Below are 21,913 nucleotides of genomic sequence, written 5' to 3'. Positions count from 1 at the left end.
TGCGTATACATCAAAAGCAAACATGAAAGATGCAGCACGCGAAGTCGAAAAAGCCGTCAATACAATTAAATTACCTAAAGATGTAACCAAGCCCGTAGTTAGTCAATTAAACACTTCTATGATTCCACTCGCTCAAATTACTATCCAGAAACAAAACGGTTTTTCAAAAGCAGATGAAAAACAAATTGAAAAAGAAATCGTACCACAACTCGAAAACATTGATGGTGTTGCCAACGTTATGTTTTTCGGAAAATCCACCTCTGAATTATCTATCGTACTTGATCCGAACCAATTAAAAAACAAAAACGTAACATCACAGCAGGTACTAACTGTTTTACAAGGAAAAGAAACTTCTACTCCAGCTGGGGCAATTACTGTTAATCAGGAAGAATACAACCTCCGCGTCATTGGGGACATAAAAAATGTAAATGACATTAAAAACATCACTGTGGCACCCCAAGTGAAATTGCAAGACATTGCTCAAATTGAAATCAAACAACACTACGATACAATCTCACATATAAACGGAGAAGAAGGCACAGGATTAATCATCATGAAAGAACCGAGTAAAAATGCAGTTGCCATTGGAAAAGAGATTGATAAAAAAGTTAAAGAGATAGATAAGGAATATAAAGATCAATTTTCCATTAAACTTTTGGCTTCAACCCATGAACAAGTTGAAAATGCTGTTACTAGCATGGGAAAAGAAGTAATACTTGGAGCAATCGCTGCAACTCTAATTATCTTAATCTTTTTACGTAACTTCCGAACAACACTCATCGCTGTTGTCAGTATTCCATTATCCATTTTATTAACACTCTTTTTACTACATCAATCTAACATTACGCTTAACATTTTAACCCTCGGTGGTTTAGCTGTTGCGGTTGGACGTCTCGTCGATGATAGTATCGTTGTCATCGAGAATATTTTCCGCCGTTTACAAAAAGATTCTTTCTCTAAAGATATCATTCTCGATGCAACGAAAGAAGTCGCAGTCGCAATTACTTCTTCTACTTTAACAACGGTCGCTGTTTTTTTACCTATCGGCCTCGTATCAGGAGCAATCGGAAAATTAATGTTACCTATGGTATTAGCAGTTGTATATTCTATATTATCATCCTTAATCGTTGCACTAACAGTTGTTCCACTTATGGCTTTTTTACTACTCAAAAAAACAAAGCATCGAAAGCCAAGTTCTTCATCACGATATGTCGCTACATTAAAGTGGGCTCTTTCTCATAAATTCATTATTCTACTTACTGCATTTTTATTATTTGTAGGATCAATTGCAGCTTATATATTACTACCGAAAGCAAACATAAAATCTGAAGACGACACAATGTTATCTATTAACATGACATTTCCAGCCCATTATAATGCTGAATCTCAAAAACAAAAAGCATTTGATTTTGAAAAAAAATTACTTTCTAATTCAGATATAACAGACGTTATTTTACGAATGGGATCTAGCGCAGAAGATGCACAATGGGGGCAAACAACTAAAAATAACCTCGCTAGTATATTCGTAGTCTTTAAAAAAGGTTCTGATATTGATCAATATATTAAAGAGTTAAAAAAGGAAAATAAAACTTTTGAGCCTGCTGAACTTGATTATATAAAAACAAGTTATTCAAGCTCTGGCGGCGGCAATAACTTACAATTTAACGTAACAGCTACTAACGAAGCGGATTTAAAAGAGGCGGCTACTATCGTTGAAACAAAACTAAAAAGCATGGATGATCTTTCTAAAGTAAAAACAAATTTAGAAGACTCTAAGAAAGAATGGCAAATTCATATTGATCAAACAAAGGCTGAACAACTAGGTTTAACACCAGAAATAGCTGCGCAACAAGTAGCATTCCTTATGAAGAAATCACCTATTGGCGAAATTACAATTAATAATGAAAAAGCTACTATTATGATAGAACACAAAAAAGAAAACATTAATAAACAAGAAGATATTTTAAATACAAACATACTATCACCTATTAATGGACCAATACCTTTAAAAGACATCGCAACTATTTCAGAAAAACAAACACAAACAGAAATTTTCCATAAAGACGGAAAAGAAACAATCCAAATTACAGCCGAAGCTTCAAATGAAGATTTGAGTAAAGTAAACACAGCAGTAAATAAAGCGATGACTGACTTAGATTTACCTGGTGGTGCAAAAGTAAATATCGCAGGAGCTACTGAATCTATGCAAGAGAATTTTACAGATTTATTCAAAATTATGGGGATTGCAATCGGGATCGTATATTTAATTATGGTTATCACCTTCGGGCAAGCACGTGCTCCTTTTGCAATCCTATTCTCCTTACCATTAGCTGCTTTCGGTGGTATTTTAGGATTAATCATTTCACGAACACCTGTTGATGTAAATTCCTTGATCGGCGCATTAATGTTAATCGGGATGGTTGTTACAAACGCTATTGTATTAATAGAAAGAGTCCAACAAAATCGGGAACATGGAATGGAAACTAGAGAAGCCTTACTTGAAGCAGGTTCTACTAGACTACGCCCAATTATTATGACAGCTATTACAACAATCGTTGCTATGCTCCCACTCCTATTTGGCCAATCCCAAGCAGGAAGTATGGTATCAAAAAGTTTAGCCGTCGTTGTCATCGGCGGTTTGGCAGTCTCAACTGCTCTTACATTAGTAGTCGTTCCAGTTATGTATGAACTATTAGATAAAATCGGGAGAAAAAGACGCTCCCGTAGGAAAATAAGCACTTCTACAGAAACACTTGATATTTAAAAACAAAAGGCGTTATCTTCACAAATGAAGATAACGCCTTTTCTCTATTTAGTCATATAATCCATCATTTTTTCCACATATTGCTCTATAGGTTTACTAGAATCCACAATAAGGTATTCATTATTTGAAGGTCTTTTACTACCATTTAACCACTTTTTAAAACCTACTTCCGACTCCACCTTTTCAATTTGACTGATCATACGCTTACGTGTTTGCAGTCTCCTATTAATCTCTTCCATATCATTAAGATAACACTCAATATATTTATATTTCACACCATGTTTATTTGATAGTTCAATCCCTTTTTCAACCATTCCCTCATATAAACACGGACTATCCAATATAACACTATGCCCTTGTTCTAAATAAGAATCAATCAATACCCATTCGGCATCATACGCAAGCCCACCAACAATCGTTGATTCAATTCCTTTTACTTTTAATGATTTTAACAACGCGGATTTCAAAACATCATGATCTATAATTACAGCACCTGTTAATTTCGCTATATACTTAGAAACTGTCGATTTTCCTGACCCAGGAAAACCTGACATTTGCAGAAAAAACAAATTAAAGCTCCTCTCTAAATTACATCTGTTCTTCTTTATAATTAATCACAAATTCAACAATCATTACATCCATTCCTTCTATATTAAAATACAAAAGAACCCCCTACCTATAAATAGAGAGTTCTTCTTTATAATTTATGCCGCTTTTACCTTTGTCGTTGTTTTACTTTTTCTTTTCGTTCCTGTAAAGCGCTTGTGTAATATAGATGCTATCAAGCGTGAAATAACATTGAATAGTAATACCATAATAATTAATACAGCTGCAGATTTTGTCGCAATCAACTTCGCATCTGGAATAACTCCTTCAGAATTTAATTTCCAAATGTGAACCGCTAATGTTTCAGCTGGTCTAAACGGATTTAAAGGATGCGCAAGACTTGAGAAATCCGCTGCTGAATTTAAAATCGGGGATGTTAAACCCGCTGTGTAAATTAATGCTGCCGCTTCCCCAAATATACGACCCGCCGCTAAAATAATCCCTGTAATAATTTGTGGTAATGACGATGGGATAATAATACGAGCGATTGTTTGCCACTTCGTTGCACCTAATCCAAGACTTGCCTCTTTTACATTCTGAGGAACTTCTGAAATCGCATTTTCACAAACACGCGTTAAACCTGGTAAATTTAAAATAGTTAAAGCAAGAGCACCACCCATTACTGTGTATCCCCAACCTGTCATTGTAACGAACACTAACAAACCAAATAAACCAACAACAATAGAAGGTAAAGACGCCATCGTCTCTATACATAGACGAACAAAATTTAAAAAACGTCCTTGTTTTGCGTACTCCGCTAAATATATTCCAGCACCTAATCCAAGAGGAATAGATATAATAAGCGTTATAACAAGCATGTAGAAGGAATTGAATAACTGCGGACCAATCCCACCACCAGATCTTGTATTGCTTGGTTCTCCAAACAAGAAATTAGGATCCCAAAATCCCCATCCCTTTTGTAAAATCTCAAATACTAAGAACACTAGCAAAGCTACAACTAAAGCCGCAACCGCATAAAAGATACCCGTCCAAACTTTATTTACCGTTCTTGCATTCATTATTATCGCTCACCTCTTTGCCCAATCGCTCGAATTACTAAAATAAACAGGAATGAAATAACAAGTAAAATCATCGCTAAAGTCCATAGCGCATGGGTCCAAGCAGTTCCGTTCAATGTATTCGTCATGTCCATTGTTAAAATACCAGTTAACGTCGCTGTCGGACTATATATTCCTTCTGGTAATTTAATCGTATTCCCGATTACCATTTGAACCGCTAACGCTTCACCGAAAGCACGCGCTAAGCCTAAAACAACACCTGTTAAAATCCCTTTTTTCGCAGCAGGAACAATCACTCGGCTAATCGCTTGCCATTTCGTTGATCCTAGACCATAAGAAGCTTCTAAATAATCAAATGGAACAGAACGTATTGCATCAGAAGCGATACTAGCAATAGTAGGTAAAATCATAATACTTAATACAACAATACCTGCAATTAAACTAAAGCCTACTCCCCCAAACGAATCACGTAATAGTGGTACTAAAATCGTAACACCTAATAATCCGTATACAACCGAAGGAATACCAACTAACAATTCTAGAACAGGCTTCAATACTTTATTTCCAAACTTTGGCGAAATTAAATTCATGAATATAGCAAGAGCTATAGCAATTGGTGCACTAATAATAACCGCGCCTAACGAAACCACCGTTGAACCTACAATGAAAATTAAAGCCCCGAAGGATCCTTGCTCAGCATTTGGATTCCATTTTGTCGATGTTAACATCTCAGTAAATGAGATACCACTTTGTGTAAAAGATTGAATACCTTTCCCACAAATAAACGCAATAATAGCTAATGTAATTAAAACAATAAAAATACCACAAAACGTAACAAGTGATCTTCCTATATATTCACTTTTCACGTAATTAATTTGTTTTTTCCCCTTCATCACAGGACAGACCCCACTTCACAGATTGAAATGAACAGGACTGGCCTTGCAGCCAGCCCCATAAAATTTTATTACTTATTTAATTTAGACATTGGAATGTAGCCCATATCTTCTACTTGTTTTTCAAAATCTTTACCTTTTACATAATCGATGTAAGCTTTCGTCGCTTCCTTCGCTTCACCTTTTGTTACCATATATTCGTAAGACCAGAATGGATATTTACCAGACGCGATGTTTTCAACTTTCGGTTCAGCACCATCAATTTTGACTGTTTGTAGTGCGCCTTTTTTCTCGCCCACCATGTAAGACATTGCTAAATAGCTCACCGAACCAGGAGTAGAGTTAATCGCTTGCTCTACTGCACCGTTAGAATCTTGTGTTGTACCAGTTCCATCATTAATTTTCGCGTCTTTCATAATCGTTTTTTCAAATGTAGCACGTGTACCAGATGAAGCTGGACGATTAATTACATTGATTTTTTCATCTTTTCCGCCAACTTCTTTCCAATTTGTTACTTTTCCAGTGAAGATATCTTGTACTTGTTGCATTGTTAAGTTATCAACTTTTACATCTTTATTTACGACAAGAGCGAATGCAATACCCGCTACCTTGTTATCTACTAATTCTTTCGCCTTTTCAGCATCTTTTATTTTATCTCCGGACGGAACATCTGAATTACCAATTTGTACTGCACCAGATGCTACTTGGTTAATCCCAGTTCCACTACCGCCACCTTGAACTTGAATAGAAACTTTTGAATTTTTCTCCATGAATTTCTTTCCAGCTTCCTCCGCAAGAGGTAGAAGAGCTGTAGAACCAGCCGCTGCAATCGTACCTGATAATTCTTGTTTTGTATTATCGCTTCCTTTAGCAGTGTCTTTACTAGTTGTATCTTCTGCTTTCCCACAACCAACTAATGCTCCTGCTACCACTAAAGCTGCTAAAGAAAATTTAATACCTTTTTTCATAACCATGTCTTGTACCCCCATTTGGATTATCACTTTTCGAATTCATTTTCTTTCGAACACAAATTCATTGTAGGACAACAATATTATGTGAGTGTTAAGCAATTTTTAATTTTAAGTAAATGACGATAATAATCCTTAAAAGCTAGAAATCCCAACATTTATAGTTAAATAACCAAACAAAAACCACACTAACTACACTGCAATGTAAATATATTCTTAACAATGTAAATTCAATGTAAATGTTTTTCTCTCTTTTTCCCTTTTCGTTAAAGTTACATTTACAATTCCGCTGTATTTTGTAATTTTCACACACCTAATTTATGCACATTAAAAATAATTTCAGTAATATTTTTTAGTACAACTAAATAAATTGGAACAATTCTAAAAATAAATGAATATTTTTAAAGTACTAATTGACAACATAATCCAATGTAGTCTACTATATTACTAACAAAAAGTTTACCTTAGGAAACTTTTTAAACTCAAACTAAAAATATAGAGATGAGGTAACTTTTATGGTATCGGCTAATATAAAACCACTTTCCGAATTTAAAATAGGAGAGTTTGTACAAATTGAGAAGATACAATTAGAAGGAACTATGAAACGACGCTTATTAGATTTGGGATTTATCCCGGGGGCGACGATTAAAGTATTGCAACGCAGTCCACTTGGAGATCCGGTCGCTTATCAAGTGAGTAACACAACTATTGCACTGCGTAAAGAAGAAAGCTCCCTTATTTTCGGGGTATTAATAGGAGATGATTTCAGATGAGCAAACATCGTATCGCTTTAGCTGGTAACCCGAATACAGGGAAAAGTACATTATTTAATACTTTAACAGGCTTAAAACAACATACTGGAAACTGGACGGGAAAAACTGTTTTAAAAGCTGAAGGAGAATATGAACATAACGGAAGTAATTATACATTAATAGATTTACCTGGAACCTACTCACTATACTCAAATTCCGCAGACGAAGAAGTAGCGAGGGATTATATTATATTTGAAAAACCAGAAGTAACTGTAGTTGTTATAGACGCAACTGCTATGGAAAGAAATTTAAATTTAGCACTTCAAGTGATGGAGATGACAAACAATGTAGTCATTTGCATTAACTTAATTGATGAAGCCGAGAAAAAAGGGATTGTTATCGATGAAAAGAAATTAGCAAAATCACTTGGTGTACCTGTCGTTAAAATTTCAGCACGTAACCGAGTAGGTATTGGTCATTTGCTAAATGTTATTGCAAAAGTAGCAAATAAAAAACTAATTCCAACACCAATTAAAATTACTTACAGCGAAAAAATCGAAAATATGATTCAGGAATTAGAACCACAAATTTATAAAGTGTTCGGTGATACGTATCCAGCACGTTGGATTGCGTTACGTATATTAGATGGAGATAAAAATTTCTTAACTACACTTCAAAAACACCATAATGAACCACTTGTAAGGGAGGTCGTAATTAATGGAATCTCACTCAGCCAGTAAAGCTCTTCCATTAGACTATATTATTCAACATGCACAAACACTTTCAAAAGAAGATATACGAGATGATATAGTCGGAGATATTTACCGAACATCTGCAAGCATATGTAAAGAATCTGTCCAATATACAAATACTGATAAATTATATCGTTCCGAAAAACTAGATAAAATTTTCACATCTCCAATCTGGGGATTCCCAATTATGCTCGGTATTTTATCTATTATTTTTTATCTTACAATTGCAGGCGCTAACGTACCATCTGATATGATTGCCGAATTCTTCGGATGGGCCGAAGGATATTTAACATCTTGGTTCCAAGCAGCGCATGCACCTGAATGGTTACATGGCATTTTAATACTTGGTTTGTTCCGTGGTATCGGTGCTGTTATTAGCGTTATGTTACCACCTATGGCAATCTTTTTCCCTATGTTCGCGCTATTAGAAAATTACGGATACTTACCACGTGTCGCGTTTAATATGGACCGCTTATTCAAACGATCCGGCGCACACGGGAAACAATCTTTAACAATGGCAATGGGATTTGGTTGTAATGCAGCAGCCATTATGTCAACACGTATCATTGAATCACCACGTGAACGTATGCTAGCAATTTTAACGAACAACTTCGTTCCTTGTAACGGTCGCTGGCCTATGTTAATTTTAATGGCTTCACTATTTATGGCTGCTGGTTATACAGGCAGTATGCAAACATTGGTTACTGCTGGCGTTGTAGTTGGAATGGTTGTACTTGGTGTTATTATGACATTAACTGTTTCTTGGGTACTATCAAAAACAGCCTTAAAAGGGGTTCCAACTCACTACACACTTGAGTTACCTCCGTACCGCAAGCCAAAAGTTTGGAATACAATTGTTCGCGCAACACTCGATAAATCAATCTACGTTTTAAAACGAGCTATAGTTGTTGCTGCCCCTGCGGCTGCATTAACTTGGTTACTTGCTAACATTTTTATTGGTGACACAAGCTTACTTATGTATTTTGTAAACTTCCTAGATCCATTTGCTAAAATGTTAGGACTTGACGGGTTTATTCTAGCTGCATTCATTCTTGGACTACCTGCTAATGAAATTGTAATCCCAATTTTATTAATGTCTTACTTATCAACTGGGGCTTTAACTGAAATAGATGATTTTAATCAAATTAAAAATCTATTCCTAGAAAATGGTTGGACTTGGTTAACAGCGTTAAACACAATGTTGTTCTCACTTCTTCATTTCCCGTGCGGAACAACACTGGTTAACATATACAAAGAAACAAAAAGTGCAAAATGGACATTCTTATCGTTTGCAATCCCTACCGTTATCGCCATTGTTGTTACATTCCTCTCTACACAATTGGTACATTGGTTAGGGCTTGTATAAAACAAAGCATACATAGAAGGCATCCCCCTTCACATATGCTTTGTCCGAAAGAAACCTGAAAATCATTCAGGTTTCTTTTTTTGTACATCAGTATTCCACGGCTGCGCTCCATACGTTGTGAGTTTTTTATGAATGAAATATATAGCCCCCGGCAGCACCGCCATTAATATCGTGCAACTAATTCCTAATCCAGTAAACAACTTTCATCACCTTATTTCACTCTTTTCGGTAAAGCTGAACCTGAATGTTCAATTGTTGGATGAACGTGAACAGTAATTTCAGCATTACTAAAGTAATTTTCGCCTTGATCCCAATTCTTACTTATTTTTGTCCATTCTTTATAATTATGTCTCTTATACACTTCCCCTAACTCTAATACATCTACCTTATATTTTTTTTGAACAAGCTTAATCGATTTTTGAATACGCTCCTCCATTTCTTCCGATATATCCTTCTCTAAACGTTTTTCATTCAAAACCTTTTTATGATCACTAAAGTGCAACTCAGCTATTGTACCTTCCAGAGATAAATGAATATTAAATTTCGGTTTTGTAGCATTCGTTGTGGATACTTTAATTTTTCGACGTAACTTATGAATTTCATATGTAATAAGTTGATCCTTTTTACGAATGGTAAAAAAACCTCCAATTTTTTTACCTATTATATAATTCATCCCTAATGTTTCTTCCCCACTCAAATTGCCTACACACTTATTATCCTTTCCACGAAACAATGCTGCACCGTTCATTTGTACCCCTTGTTTTGTTAGTTCAAGAATAGGTAATACAAAACTTCGGTTAGAGATCATCTTTTCCTGCACCTCACCAATTCTTGCAGCCTCAATCATTTGGGCATTTTTTGGAGGGTGTTCAGCTAACATATCAATATACTGCGCCGGTAAATTTTCAGGCTTGGCACTTTGTTTTAAAATAGCTTCGGCATTTTTATTAGAAACGAACAAACGAATATTTCTTCTCATCTCATGATCGCGAATATATACATCTAACGTATTTTGCAAAATGTATGGATGTGAAAGTAATTCTTCAGAGAAAATAATCACTTGTATATGAGGGAAAAATAATGTACGACTAATTTTTTTGGCGATTATTCTTATTTGTTCAAATACACTATCTGCTTTTGCACTAACATTAATATAATTTTCGCTATCCCCACCCCCTTGTCCACCCTGTTGAGACAATTTACTAGGGAGTACCATCTGATAGGTTCCTTTCATAATTGGATTCGCTTTCTTCTCCTTTACGATATCGTAAGCCGCTCCTACTACAAATCCTCTTTCTTCTATCTCTTCTAACTCAGAACACCCACTCATAAATCCAGTTAAAGCCATAACCATTATAATTTTAAGAAGGTGTTTCATTTCCACCATTCCTTCTTTTTATTTTATATACAATTAAAACGAGCAAAGGCGCTAACACAACAAACCCCATATCTATCCAAGCTAAATAAGTCCCATAACTTGATAAAGCATTTAAACTACTAGGTATCATATTCACCATAAAAATAATAGGGGCACTTACGAAAATAAAAATATGTTTCTTCACTTTCGGAAACATAGCACAAAACAATAAAGATGCGACATCATAATACATTGCTGTAGTGTTATAAATAGTAATAATCCAAGTCGTAAAAAAAATCGCATCAAACCTTTCTAAAAATCCTCCACCAATTTCAATTTCTTTCCCTAATTCAATTGTTGGATATGTCAATCCACGTGTTGTCATATAAGTAAAAACACTAATACAAGTTACATAAATTAAAATGTATGACAGCACGTTTACCATCACCGCTTTCGCGACTGCCATTGGCGCTTTTTTCGCTGTCTTATCATTCAGCAAAACCGCATAAAATAACGCTACTTCAAATCCAATAAACGTAAAAATAGAATTTTTAACTCCAACAGCATATTGACTTACTTTCGTTTGAAAAGCTGGTAGTAAATTATTTATTTCCATTAAATTTATATTCAATAAAGAAAGAAGTACTATCGCAATTAAAACAATAGGTAAGAATAAAACATTTAACCTTAATAAGGCTGCTCTTGATCCTGCTATTCCATAAATAACAACTAATAAGAAGAAGAAAGACAGTAGTTGTATTGGTGTATCACTAAATAAATACGTTTGAGAAATAACTGAAATCATTCGCGATTCATATGCTGTCAAAGCAGCAAACGTTAATACTAAAATACTACTAATTGTGTATGCAACAGGCTTCGTCAAATGCGCACTCGTATATTGAACAAAATTTTGTTTTGGAAATAAGATAGCCACTCTCGTCACAAACCAACCTAAAACCGCGCAGATCAATCCACCCAAAAGCAAGATAATCCAACCGTCCGAAAATAAAGTTTGGTTAGCGATATCTCTTGGCATAGACAATGCCCCTATACCAATAATGGTCGATGATACCGCAAACCCAATTTCACGAGATCCAATCTCTTCATCGCCATACTCAAATGGTTTCACTTATTTTCGCTCCTTTGGACGTATTGTAGAATCTTTTGTTTGTAAGTACTCTGGTCTATCTTTCAACATCGATTTTGGCATGCGAATAAATTCTTCTTTCCAATCTTTATAAAATGCAGGAGCAATTGGAGTTGTATACGGTATACCAACACTTGTTAAATTTGTAATATGAATAGCAAGTGCGATCAGAGCTAGAATGATCCCATACAGCCCAAAAGCCGTTGCAGCTAATACAAAGACGAAAAGTAAAATTCGGAACGTAATCGTAATACTATATACAGGAAGCGAAAACGTAGCAATCGCAGTAACTGCAATAATAATAACTAAAAACGGATTTACAATCCCTGCATTTACCGCAGCTTCTCCAATTACAAGACCTCCTACAATCCCTATCGTTTGTCCCATCGGTTTCGGCAATCGGATTCCAGCTTCTCGTATTAATTCCATAGTCAAGGCCATCATTAACGTTTCAATATATGCAGGAAACGGAACACCTTCCCTCGCACCTGCAATTGAATAAGCCAGTTTAGAAGGAATAAGTCCTTGATGATAAGATACAAGTGCTACATACATAGCTGGTAACAAAACCGCAATTATGCCTGAACCCATACGTAAAAATCTTAATAACGTTCCAATCACCCAGCGCTCGTAATGATCTTCTACAGATTGAAAAATATCAACAAACACAAGTGGTGCAATAAGAGCAAACGGGGATCCGTCTACTAAAATGGCTGCCTTCCCTTTCGCTAATGAGGCTATAATATTATCAGGCCTCTCTGTATTCAAAAACTGTGGAAATGGGGATAAATTATTATCCTGAATTAATTGTTCAATCGTACCTGTTTCCAAAACGACATCTGTCACTATTGATTGAAGACGGCGATCTAACTCTTTTACAATGTGAGGATTAATAATATCTTCTATATATACTAGGGTTACTTCTTTCTGCGATCGCTTCCCCATAATATAAGATTGGAACCTCAACTTTGGATCGCGTAAACTGCGTCGGATTAACATTTTATTCACATTAATATCTTCATTTAATCCAACTCTCGGTCCGCGTATTAAATCTTCTGTCACTGGTGGTTATAAACTTCGCTTCTCCCAGGCCCTACTATTAATAACGATAGCGGTTTGAATATTATCAATTAATATAACTGTATCTCCCGCTAATATCGCATTCATAATATCTGGAAACTTCGTCTTTACACCCACTTCTGCGATAGAAATAAAACGATCCAATAACGTTTGAACAACAGCTTCCTCATTTATAATTTCTTCGTATTGCAGTGTGCGAATGACATATTTATAAACATTATCCTTATCTGTCAATCCACATAAAAACACAACCGCACAACGTGTAAAACTCCCAGCAAGAGCAACTTCTCTAATTGTTAAATCATTAGGTGAACCTAACTCATCCCTAATTTCTTTCATAACTTCAAATAAGTTACCTTCAAGCTCTAACAATTTCCCCACCTAGCTTCCTTTTCAACAAGTTTTTAGTTAGATTCCGCTAATAGAAGGAAATATATACAAAAAAAGAGCTATCTCTTTTCAAAGATAGCTCTAATAAAGTAAAACTTTAATCACCCCTCACCAATCGGGCTTTTACGGACAGTTTAATCCCCACCTAACTTCTTTGCTTCCGCTGAATTTTGAGGTGGGGGTCTTACTGCCCGTTAATGCAGGATAAACGAATTACTTTTCTACTATTATAGTGTTTTTCTTTATAAATACACCTTTTGTAAATCCACTAACTACAAACATCACAATTATATTAATTAACAATGCGACTATACCTACATTCAAATCTTTTATATACTGCGGGAAACTCGGAAACATCGTGGCTATAGTTGAACCAGATAAGGTAATATATGCGACCACTAATAGCCCAACTCCCATTCCTGCAATCGCCCCTTGCTTCGTAATAATTTGACGTGGAAACAAGCTACATACAAGTGCAGGGAAAAGTTGTGTAACGATACTGTATCCCATTAATAGAAGTGCTCCTATTGTTTCTCCTCCTTTAAATGTAAATAAAACTGCCACGAGCGTTACTACAGGCACAAATAATTTTGCCATCTTAGCAACTTGTCTATCTGAAGCAGACGGGACTATCGTTCGGTAAATATTTTTTGCTAACAGTGTAGAAGCCGCCATAACAAGCATAGACCCTGGAACCAATGCCGTTAATACTCCCGCACTACCAATAATTCCAATAAACCAAGGATCAAAAGTTTGTAAAGCAAGACGGAATAACGAAAGATCTACATCCGCTCCCTTTAACCCAGGAACTTGCAATATAGCAGCAAATCCTGCAAAAAATACGAAAAGTAAAACTAAAGAATACAATGGCATAATTGCTGCATTTTTACGAAATACTTTTTCATTTTTTGCAGAAAAAGCAGAAGCAAATGTATGAGGCCACATATAAAAACCGAGGGCCGTTAATATAATAGTAGAAACAAACCAAGAAATACTCATTCCTTCTTCAGGTAAAGATAAAAATCCCGGGTTCGCTGCCTCTACAGCCTCAAACATCGGCTGAAATCCTCCATAATAATGATACGGCAAATATATACCTAAAAACATAACGATAAACAGTATCATAATATCCTTCAAAGCAGCCGTCCAAGCCGAACCATGTATACCTGAAACCATTACATATATAGTTATAACAATAGCACCGATCCATACTGCAACAACAGGTGACACCCTTCCGTAAGAAGCTTCTGAAACGATAATTCCCAGTCCTTTTAACTGTAAAACAAGATATGGGATGATGGAAACAACACCAACAATCGAAACAATAAGTCCAAGCGCTTTACTTCTATATTTCTTCGCAAAAAAATCTGACTGTGAAACAAGGTTATGCTCTTTCGCATACTTCCAAATGGGTGGCAATAAAAAATACGATAAAAGATAAGCTAAAGCACCATATCCCAAAATATAAAAGGTAGGTGCTCCTTTACTATATGCCCAGCCGCTTCCCCCTAAAAATGTAAACGTCGTATAAATTTCACCTGCCATAAGGAGAAAAACAAAAATAGTGCCAAATCCTCTTCCTCCAACTGACCATTGTTCTAAATTCATATCTTTTCCATGTTGTGCCCGAATCCCTAAAAATAGTGCGAGAAACAAAAATAAAATAATGATAAGTAATGCAGTCATTTTACATCCTCCTTATTAGCAGGATCAAACACGTACACAAGCCCCATACAAAAAGATGTAATAAACACTGATAATAATACCCAAAATAATAAAAATGGCATCCCTAATACGTAAGGAGTAACTGAATTCGCAAATATTGGCCCAACTACTAAACAAAGAACTGGGATAAGCGCTAGAATGTGTATTTTCTTCATCTCATTCTCCTTTACTTATAAAGTTCATAATGGCTGATACAAAGACTTCCACTCCAATCGGTAATGCATCTTCGTCAATCGTAAAACGAGGGTGATGGTGAGGATATATAATACCTTTCTCTTTATTTCCCGCTCCAATAAAAAAGAATGTCCCCGGTGCCTTTTGTAAAAACGCTGAAAAATCTTCTCCAGCCATCGTCGGCTGTAAACGAACAACTCTATCCCTTCCATAAAGTTGTAATGCCGTTTGTTCAATAAGCTCTGTAGCTTCATAATCATTTACAACTGGTCGATATCCATATTCATATGAAAATGTATATTTCGCTCCGTAAGATTCCGTAATATGCTTCACAATCCGCTCAATCTTCTTCTCTGTTTCACCTCGTAATTCATGTCTTAAACTTCTTACTGTCCCTTCAATCTCAGCTTGCTCTGGTATTACATTATGAGTTGTCCCAGCATGAAATTGCGTAACAGATATTACGAGAGAATCTAATGGATTCGTGAGGCGAGATACAATTTGCTGAAGTTGCGAAACGACTTGTGTTCCGATTGCAATACTATCCACCGTTTCATGAGGGATTCCAGCATGTCCACCTTTCCCCTCTATCTTAATTTTAAAAACATCCGGTGCAGCCATTGCAGGACCATAAATAACACCTATTTTCCCAACCTCTAACGACGCCCAAAGGTGAGCACCAATAATATAATCCACACCTTCCATTACACCTGCAGCAACCATCTCCTCTGCACCACCAGGAAAATTCTCTTCAGCATGTTGGAATAGAAAACGAATCTCCCCTTTAATCTTCTCTCTTTCTTCTACCAACTTATGTACAACCCCAAGTAATATCGCTATATGTCCATCATGACCACATGCATGCATTACACCTTTATATGTAGAAATAAAATCAAACTCATTTTCTTCATGAATAGGAAGAGCATCCATATCGGCTCGAATCGCAACTGTTTTGCCCGGATGTTTACCTACTAACTTTGCCATCACACTATATTTAGTCGGCCGTGACACTTCTAAATATGGGAATTTCCGAAGTATATCGAACACAAACTGCGATGTTTTCTCTTCTTGAAAAGATAACTCTGGATACTTATGAAAATGCCTTCTCCACTCAACTAACTGATTTTTTGACAAAACAAGTTCCTTTGCAACATCCATTTCTCTTCTCCCCTTCTTCACCAAGTTAAATGTTATTATAACGTGAATCGTTAACTTTTAAAAGAATCTTCTGAATTTTCAGTGTTAATAAACCAAAAAGAAAAAGCCATCCCAAAGATGACTTTTTCATTATTATAAAATAGTAATTGCTTGTTTTCCCATTTGCTCCCAAGCTTTCTCAAATTCTGCTCGCGGAACAGCCAAACGTGGATTATTTTTAAGAGGATCATTTACATATACAAAGTTTTGATCATATCCAATTACTACTGCACTATGCTCATAATATGTAATTTTCACTTCGCCTGAACTCGTATTCCATGTTTCAAAACTACTTTCAGCTAGCGGCTTAAACGTCGTATTAATAATGACCCATACCGGAGAGCCAGAACTAATTACTTTATATATATCTTGCATGTCTCTACCTGTTAAATTAATTACTTTTTCAGGAACATATTTTTCTGCTAAATCAAAGATTGGTTTATTGTATACACCATATCCAGGCTCTGCCTTTGTATAAATATTTCCTACAAATCCCTCGTAAGGATTTCCACGCAAACCATTTTGTTCAAATGGAACACGATGAATTTCGCTAGCAAGTTGCATCTTATCTACTTGTACACCTTTATATTGCAGCAACATAGCTAAACTTGTCACTTCACACCCTCTAGGCAATTCTGGTAATTGTTTAATAAACGGAACATCTTCAATCATAGCTGCTTCTTTCATTTCAGATAGAAACTCTAAGCGTAGAACTTGCGCCTTTTGCATGATTTTATCTTTTCCTATAAAAAATGCAGCAGCAAGTATAATCCCAAAAACAAAAAGATATTTTAACTTTTTCATTATAAACAAAACTCCATTAATTATTATTTTACAGATACACCTCTTATCATTGTACCCTTCTTCTTACTAGTTTGCTAGAAAGATCATGTGAATTATCGCTCATAGAATTAATTATAAAAATTCTAATTATTTTTAATAAAAAGAAAAATAAATATACATTTACAGAATATTTTGCTAAAATCAAAATTGTTAACATAGTGAAGATATCACCATGTTAACAAACATTCTTAGAGTATTTAGTCATAGTTCGTTTTTTTACATACTCCATTCATTTCATAGCAAATAAACCGAGTGTGTGTTGCATCCCCCACTAATGATTAAAAACTCAGAATAAAACGAAGTTCACACATTCAAGAAAATACGGGGTGAGGGACATATGAATCAACAAATTGAACAAACAGATTTAAAACGAACAATGAAAAGTAGACACCTATTTATGATTGCACTCGGCGGTGTTATCGGAACCGGGTTATTTATGGGATCTGGTCAAATTGTCCATAATGCCGGACCTGGTGGTGCTATTCTTGCATTTTTAGTCGGTGGATTTGTTATGTATTTAACGATGTTATGTCTTGGTGAATTATCCGTCGCTATGCCAGAAGCAGGTTCATTCCAAAGTTATGCAAGCAAATTCATTTCACCTGGTTTTGGATTTGTTGTCGGTTGGATGTATTGGTTAAATTGGGCTGTTACAGTTGGCGTAGAGTTAACAACTGTAAGTATTTTAATGAAACGCTGGTTTCCAGACGTTTCTTCCTGGATTTGGTGCGTTACATTTGCAGCAGCACTCTTCCTCGTAAACGCTTTATCAGCAAAAGCATATGCAGAAGCAGAGTTTTGGTTCGCAAGTGTAAAAGTCGCAACAATTGTTATTTTCATCGTACTTGGCGGCGCTGTTATGTTCGGTCTACTAGACTTTAATGGAAAGCCAGCTCCAATGCTTCATAATTTCACTGAAAATGGCGGGCTATTTCCAAATGGTGCATTAGCTGTTCTTCTTACGATGATTACAGTAAATTACTCCTTCCAAGGAACAGAATTAATCGGAATCGCTTCAGGCGAAAGTGAAAATCCTGAAAAAACAATTCCAAAAGCAATTAAAAACACAATTTGGCGAACTCTCTTCTTCTTCGTCTTAGCGATATCAGTTGTTGTAGGTTTACTCCCATGGCAAGAGGCTAATCTAGTCGAAAGTCCCTTTGTACTTGTATTTGATGTAGCCGGTGTCCCATATGCAGCAGACATTATGAACTTTGTTATTATTACAGCTGTATTATCCGTTGCTAACTCTGGTCTCTACGCAAATTCTCGTATGCTGTGGGCGATGGCAAAACAAGGAATGGCAAGTCCAGCATTTACGAAATTAACTAAAAAAGGTGTACCGCTAAATGCATTAATTTTCAGCCTAATTTTCGCTAGCCTGTCCTTACTAACAAGTGTATTTGCGGCAGATACTGTCTTTCTAGTTTTAACATCTATTGCAGCAATGGCTGCCGTTGTCGTTTGGATGTCAATCGCCGCTTCACAGTTTTTCTTCCGTAGAAATTTCGTGAAAAACGGTGGCAACATAAATGATTTAAAATATCGTACACCGCTCTATCCACTAGTTCCAATCGTAGCGTTTTCGCTGAATTTCATTACATTTGTTAGTTTGGCTTTCATTCCAGATCAAAGAATTGCTCTTTATTGTGGCATTCCATTTATGATTATTTGTTACATTTTATATCAAGTTAAATATAAAAAAATTGTCACACTTGAACAGCCACGAACTGTCATACGAGAAATAAACTAAATATACAAAATATTCAGCTATCTTTCTTATGATAAGATAGCTTTTTTCTATTTCTTGGATATCCTGGTATAACTTTATTTATCTTAAAATTTTCACAATCACGTTTTTCCCTGGAAAATAGTTTACAATGTAATCAAGTTACAAATGATATTCACCTTAAAAAGTGTGCATTTGTGTCTATTTTTTAACAATATATCAAAAACTATTGCCTTCTATAAATTAATAGGTTTATATTGTTTTATTGGCATAGTTTCAATCCAAGGAGAAAGGAGATTTTCAATCGTGCAACTAAAGAAAGCGTTTTGGAAGTTGGCTTCGCTTCTTCCGTTATCATTACTTCTGTTCCTCGGTGGCTGTGATAAAAAACTCGCAGTATTAAATCCGCAAGGACCTGTTGCAAAAGCACAGTATGATTTAATTGTTTGGTCATTCTTGCTTATGTCATTAATTATCGCAATTGTATTCATTCTGTTTACAGTCATCTTGATTCGTTATCGTGAAAAACCAGAGAATATGGACTATGAGCCACCTGAACAACACGGTAACACATTACTAGAAATTATTTGGACGCTTGTTCCTGTTATTATCGTTATCGCATTATCGATTCCAACAGTAAAAGCAACTTATGCTTCGGAAGAGGTTCCGAAAGAGTCCAAACATATTAAACCAGTTGAAATTTATGTTACATCTGCAAACTGGAAATGGTTATTCAGTTACCCAGAGGAAAAAATTGAAACCGTTAACTATTTAAACATCCCAGCTGGTGTACCAATTCAATTCAAACTGACTTCTGTCGGCCCAATGAATGCTTTCTGGGTACCAGAACTTGGTGGTATGAAGTACACAATGGATGGCATGATTATGGATCTTTATTTACAAGCTGATAAGCCAGGTTCTTACCTAGGCCGTAGTGCGAACTTCTCTGGTGAAGGATTCACACACATGGAGTTCGAAGTTGAAGCAAAAACTAAAGAGAAATATGACAAGTGGGTTAAAGAAGTACAAGAAACTGCTCCTAAACTAACAGAAGCTAAGTACAACGAAATTGTTAAACCTGGTGTAGTTGGTCGTATGACATTCTCTAGTCACCACTTAAGTTATGTAGATCCAAAATCACTTGAATATTGTGATTACAACTACTACAAAAACAAAAAATAATAGCTATTATTCCAACAGATTGGAGTGAACACAGTGAAGCTTGATGAATTCTTTGTCACAGGTGACCCGATTATTTACGGTGCAGACGCTTCTATCGTTCTTGTGACATTAGCAATCATTTTCGTACTAACAAAGTATAAAAAATGGAAATGGCTTTGGGACGAATGGTTAACAACTGTTGACCATAAAAAAATCGGAGCTATGTATATTATTTCTGCGGTTATCATGTTATTCCGTGGTGGTATGGATGGTTTAATGATCCGTGCACAGTTAACATTCCCAGAAACAACTTATTTAAACGCTGAACACTATAACGGGATCTTTACAACACATGGTACAGTAATGATTCTTTTCATGGCAATGCCATTCGTTATGGGATTAATGAACCTTGTAGTACCATTACAAATTGGTGCTCGTGACGTTGCATATCCGTTCTTAAATGCTTTAAGTTTCTGGTTATTCTTTGTCGGAGCAATGTTATTCAACATCGCTTTCGTAATCGGTGGTTCTCCAGACGCTGGGTGGACTTCTTACTTCCCAATGGCAGGTACAGAGTTTACTTCGGGCGTAGGAAATAACTACTACGCAATTGCATTACAGATTTCAGGTCTCGGTACGCTAATGACCGGTATTAACTTCCTTGTTACTATCTTAAAAATGCGTACACCTGGTATGACTTTAATGAGAATGCCAATGTTTACTTGGTCAATCTTAATTACAACAATTATCATTATTTTCGCTTTCCCAGTATTAACAGTTGCTCTTGCATTAATGACATTTGACCGTCTATTCGATGCTCACTTCTTTACGATGGCGAGCGGCGGTATGCCAATGTTATGGGCCAACCTGTTCTGGGTATGGGGTCACCCTGAAGTATATATCGTTATTTTACCGGCATTCGGTATTTTCTCTGAAATCATTAGTACATTCTCACGTAAACGTCTATTCGGTTACAGTGCAATGGTATACTCAATGGTTGCAATTTCTTTACTAAGTTTCGTCGTATGGCTTCACCACTTCTTCACGATGGGTGCAGGTCCAGCGGTTAACTCATTCTTCTCGATTTCGACAATGGCGATTTCGATTCCAACCGGGGTTAAGATCTTTAACTGGTTGTTTACACTGTATAAAGGACGTATTCGTTTTACAGTTCCAATGCTTTGGTCATTGGCATTTATTCCAAACTTCGTAGTCGGTGGGGTTACAGGGGTTATGCTTGGAATGGCAGCAGCTGATTATCAATACCATAACAGCTACTTCCTAATCGCTCACTTCCACTACGTATTAATCGCAGGTACAGTATTCGCTATGCTTGCTGGATTCACATTCTGGTATCCAAAAATGACTGGTCATATGTTAAATGAACGCCTAGGTAAATGGACATTCTGGATCTTTATGAGCGGATTCAACATCTGTTTCTTGCCAATGTACTTCTTATGTTTATACGGGGTTACTCTTTGGGTGTGCACTGACTCTGAAAGTCTTGGATGGGGATGGCTAAACCAAATCGCATCTGGTGGTGCCGGAATGAATGGTATCGGCTTCCTACTTTTTTGCTACAACGTAATTTGGAGTGCACGTCACGGTGAACGTGACACAACTGGAGATCCATGGGATGGTCGTACACTTGAATGGGCAACTCACTCTCCTGTACAACATTACAACTTCGCGAAGCTTCCTGAAATTAAAGAAGCTGATGCTTTCTGGTACATGAAAAAACGCGGAGAAACAGTTACACCAGCAGCAGAAGATATTAAACCAATTCACATGCCAAGTAACTCTGGTGTGCCTATTATTGCGTCTGGATTCTTCGGTCTTGCAGGTTTCGCATTAGTATTTAGCTGGTTCTGGCTTGCAGCAATCGGTGGTATTGGTATTTTAGCTTGCTTAATCTATCGTTCATTCGATTATGATGAAGGCTACTATATCAGTGTTGATGAAATTAAAAAAACAGAACATATAGCATGAG

General features: G+C 36.1%; 18 protein-coding genes and 1 pseudogene (1 of these 19 only partly in view). 7 read left to right on the top strand and 12 right to left on the bottom strand.

What is annotated here, in order from left to right:
• Nucleotides 1–2,764: the 3' portion of an efflux RND transporter permease subunit gene (locus BC_RS03585; protein WP_000375538.1), read on the top strand. It extends 281 nt beyond the left edge of the window; the window shows 2,764 of its 3,045 coding nt (coding positions 282–3,045); the start codon falls outside the window, past its left edge; the stop codon is at nucleotides 2,762–2,764.
• 44 nt (nucleotides 2,765–2,808) lie between these two features.
• Here the strand turns inward: BC_RS03585 and BC_RS03580 are convergent, their stop codons facing one another.
• From BC_RS03580 to BC_RS03565, 4 genes are all read right to left on the bottom strand, one after another.
• Nucleotides 2,809–3,333: an AAA family ATPase gene (locus BC_RS03580; RefSeq protein ID WP_000465755.1), complete on the bottom strand. Its 525-nt coding sequence runs from the start codon at nucleotides 3,331–3,333 to the stop codon at nucleotides 2,809–2,811.
• Between the two features lie 135 nt (nucleotides 3,334–3,468).
• Entirely contained in the window at nucleotides 3,469–4,389 is a 921-nt protein-coding gene (pstA, locus tag BC_RS03575; RefSeq protein ID WP_000994147.1) for a phosphate ABC transporter permease PstA, read from the bottom strand.
• A gap of 2 nt (nucleotides 4,390–4,391) precedes the next feature.
• Nucleotides 4,392–5,282: a phosphate ABC transporter permease subunit PstC gene (gene pstC / locus BC_RS03570; RefSeq protein ID WP_164928322.1), complete on the bottom strand. Its 891-nt coding sequence runs from the start codon at nucleotides 5,280–5,282 to the stop codon at nucleotides 4,392–4,394.
• Between the two features lie 71 nt (nucleotides 5,283–5,353).
• Nucleotides 5,354–6,256: a phosphate ABC transporter substrate-binding protein PstS family protein gene (locus BC_RS03565; protein ID WP_000245108.1), complete on the bottom strand. Its 903-nt coding sequence runs from the start codon at nucleotides 6,254–6,256 to the stop codon at nucleotides 5,354–5,356.
• 509 nt (nucleotides 6,257–6,765) lie between these two features.
• Between BC_RS03565 and BC_RS03560 the strand changes: the two genes are divergently transcribed.
• The 3 genes from BC_RS03560 to BC_RS03550 are packed head-to-tail and all read left to right on the top strand — an operon-like array spanning nucleotide 6,766 to nucleotide 9,120.
• A complete protein-coding gene (locus BC_RS03560; protein WP_000252982.1) occupies nucleotides 6,766–7,023 on the top strand; it encodes a FeoA family protein in 258 nt (85 codons plus the stop codon).
• The gene (locus BC_RS03555; protein WP_000033865.1) at nucleotides 7,020–7,742 is read left to right on the top strand and encodes a FeoB small GTPase domain-containing protein; all 723 of its coding nucleotides are present in this window, start codon (nucleotides 7,020–7,022) and stop codon (nucleotides 7,740–7,742) included. The genes BC_RS03560 and BC_RS03555 overlap by 4 nt, the downstream gene beginning before the upstream one ends.
• On the top strand, nucleotides 7,720–9,120 hold the full coding sequence (locus BC_RS03550) for a nucleoside recognition domain-containing protein (RefSeq protein ID WP_000443605.1): 1,401 nt from the start codon (nucleotides 7,720–7,722) through the stop codon (nucleotides 9,118–9,120). Before BC_RS03555 ends, BC_RS03550 begins: the two co-directional genes overlap by 23 nt.
• A 62-nt stretch (nucleotides 9,121–9,182) precedes the next feature.
• Here the strand turns inward: BC_RS03550 and BC_RS27500 are convergent, their stop codons facing one another.
• The 8 genes and pseudogenes from BC_RS27500 to BC_RS03515 all read right to left on the bottom strand — a co-directional run bounded on the left by BC_RS27500 (nucleotide 9,183) and on the right by BC_RS03515 (nucleotide 16,994).
• Nucleotides 9,183–9,320: a hypothetical protein gene (locus BC_RS27500; RefSeq protein WP_000493991.1), complete on the bottom strand. Its 138-nt coding sequence runs from the start codon at nucleotides 9,318–9,320 to the stop codon at nucleotides 9,183–9,185.
• A gap of 11 nt (nucleotides 9,321–9,331) precedes the next feature.
• Nucleotides 9,332–10,498, bottom strand: coding sequence for a spore germination protein GerLC (gerLC, locus tag BC_RS03545; RefSeq protein ID WP_000681629.1), 1,167 nt, complete (start codon nucleotides 10,496–10,498; stop codon nucleotides 9,332–9,334).
• Complete coding sequence (gene gerLB, locus BC_RS03540; RefSeq protein WP_000802005.1) at nucleotides 10,482–11,606, bottom strand: spore germination protein GerLB; 1,125 nt, start codon at nucleotides 11,604–11,606, stop codon at nucleotides 10,482–10,484. The genes gerLC and gerLB overlap by 17 nt, the downstream gene beginning before the upstream one ends.
• A pseudogene (gene gerLA / locus BC_RS03535) lies at nucleotides 11,607–13,085 on the bottom strand (spore germination protein GerLA).
• Nucleotides 13,086–13,307: 222 nt separating this feature from the next.
• A complete protein-coding gene (locus BC_RS03530; RefSeq protein WP_000125939.1) occupies nucleotides 13,308–14,780 on the bottom strand; it encodes a sodium:solute symporter family protein in 1,473 nt (490 codons plus the stop codon).
• Nucleotides 14,777–14,974, bottom strand: a complete 198-nt coding sequence (locus tag BC_RS03525) for a DUF3311 domain-containing protein (protein ID WP_000719833.1) — start codon at nucleotides 14,972–14,974, stop codon at nucleotides 14,777–14,779. Before BC_RS03525 ends, BC_RS03530 begins: the two co-directional genes overlap by 4 nt.
• Nucleotide 14,975: 1 nt before the next feature.
• Complete coding sequence (locus BC_RS03520) at nucleotides 14,976–16,151, bottom strand: amidohydrolase (RefSeq protein ID WP_000382128.1); 1,176 nt, start codon at nucleotides 16,149–16,151, stop codon at nucleotides 14,976–14,978.
• Nucleotides 16,152–16,283: 132 nt separating this feature from the next.
• A complete protein-coding gene (locus tag BC_RS03515; protein ID WP_000734488.1) occupies nucleotides 16,284–16,994 on the bottom strand; it encodes a C39 family peptidase in 711 nt (236 codons plus the stop codon).
• Between the two features lie 376 nt (nucleotides 16,995–17,370).
• Between BC_RS03515 and BC_RS03510 the strand changes: the two genes are divergently transcribed.
• The 3 genes from BC_RS03510 to qoxB all read left to right on the top strand — a co-directional run bounded on the left by BC_RS03510 (nucleotide 17,371) and on the right by qoxB (nucleotide 21,912).
• Nucleotides 17,371–18,786, top strand: a complete 1,416-nt coding sequence (locus BC_RS03510; RefSeq protein ID WP_001075759.1) for an amino acid permease — start codon at nucleotides 17,371–17,373, stop codon at nucleotides 18,784–18,786.
• Nucleotides 18,787–19,068: 282 nt separating this feature from the next.
• Complete coding sequence (locus tag BC_RS03505; RefSeq protein WP_001176165.1) at nucleotides 19,069–19,944, top strand: cytochrome aa3 quinol oxidase subunit II; 876 nt, start codon at nucleotides 19,069–19,071, stop codon at nucleotides 19,942–19,944.
• A gap of 33 nt (nucleotides 19,945–19,977) precedes the next feature.
• Nucleotides 19,978–21,912, top strand: a complete 1,935-nt coding sequence (qoxB, locus tag BC_RS03500) for a cytochrome aa3 quinol oxidase subunit I (protein ID WP_000762380.1) — start codon at nucleotides 19,978–19,980, stop codon at nucleotides 21,910–21,912.
• Nucleotide 21,913 lies beyond the last annotated feature (1 nt).

It is taken from the genome of Bacillus cereus ATCC 14579, assembly GCF_000007825.1.
Lineage (GTDB): Bacteria > Bacillota > Bacilli > Bacillales > Bacillaceae_G > Bacillus_A > Bacillus_A cereus.
The sequence above is the reverse complement of the archived record's forward strand: the minus strand, read 5'-3'. Positions and strand labels throughout refer to the sequence as shown.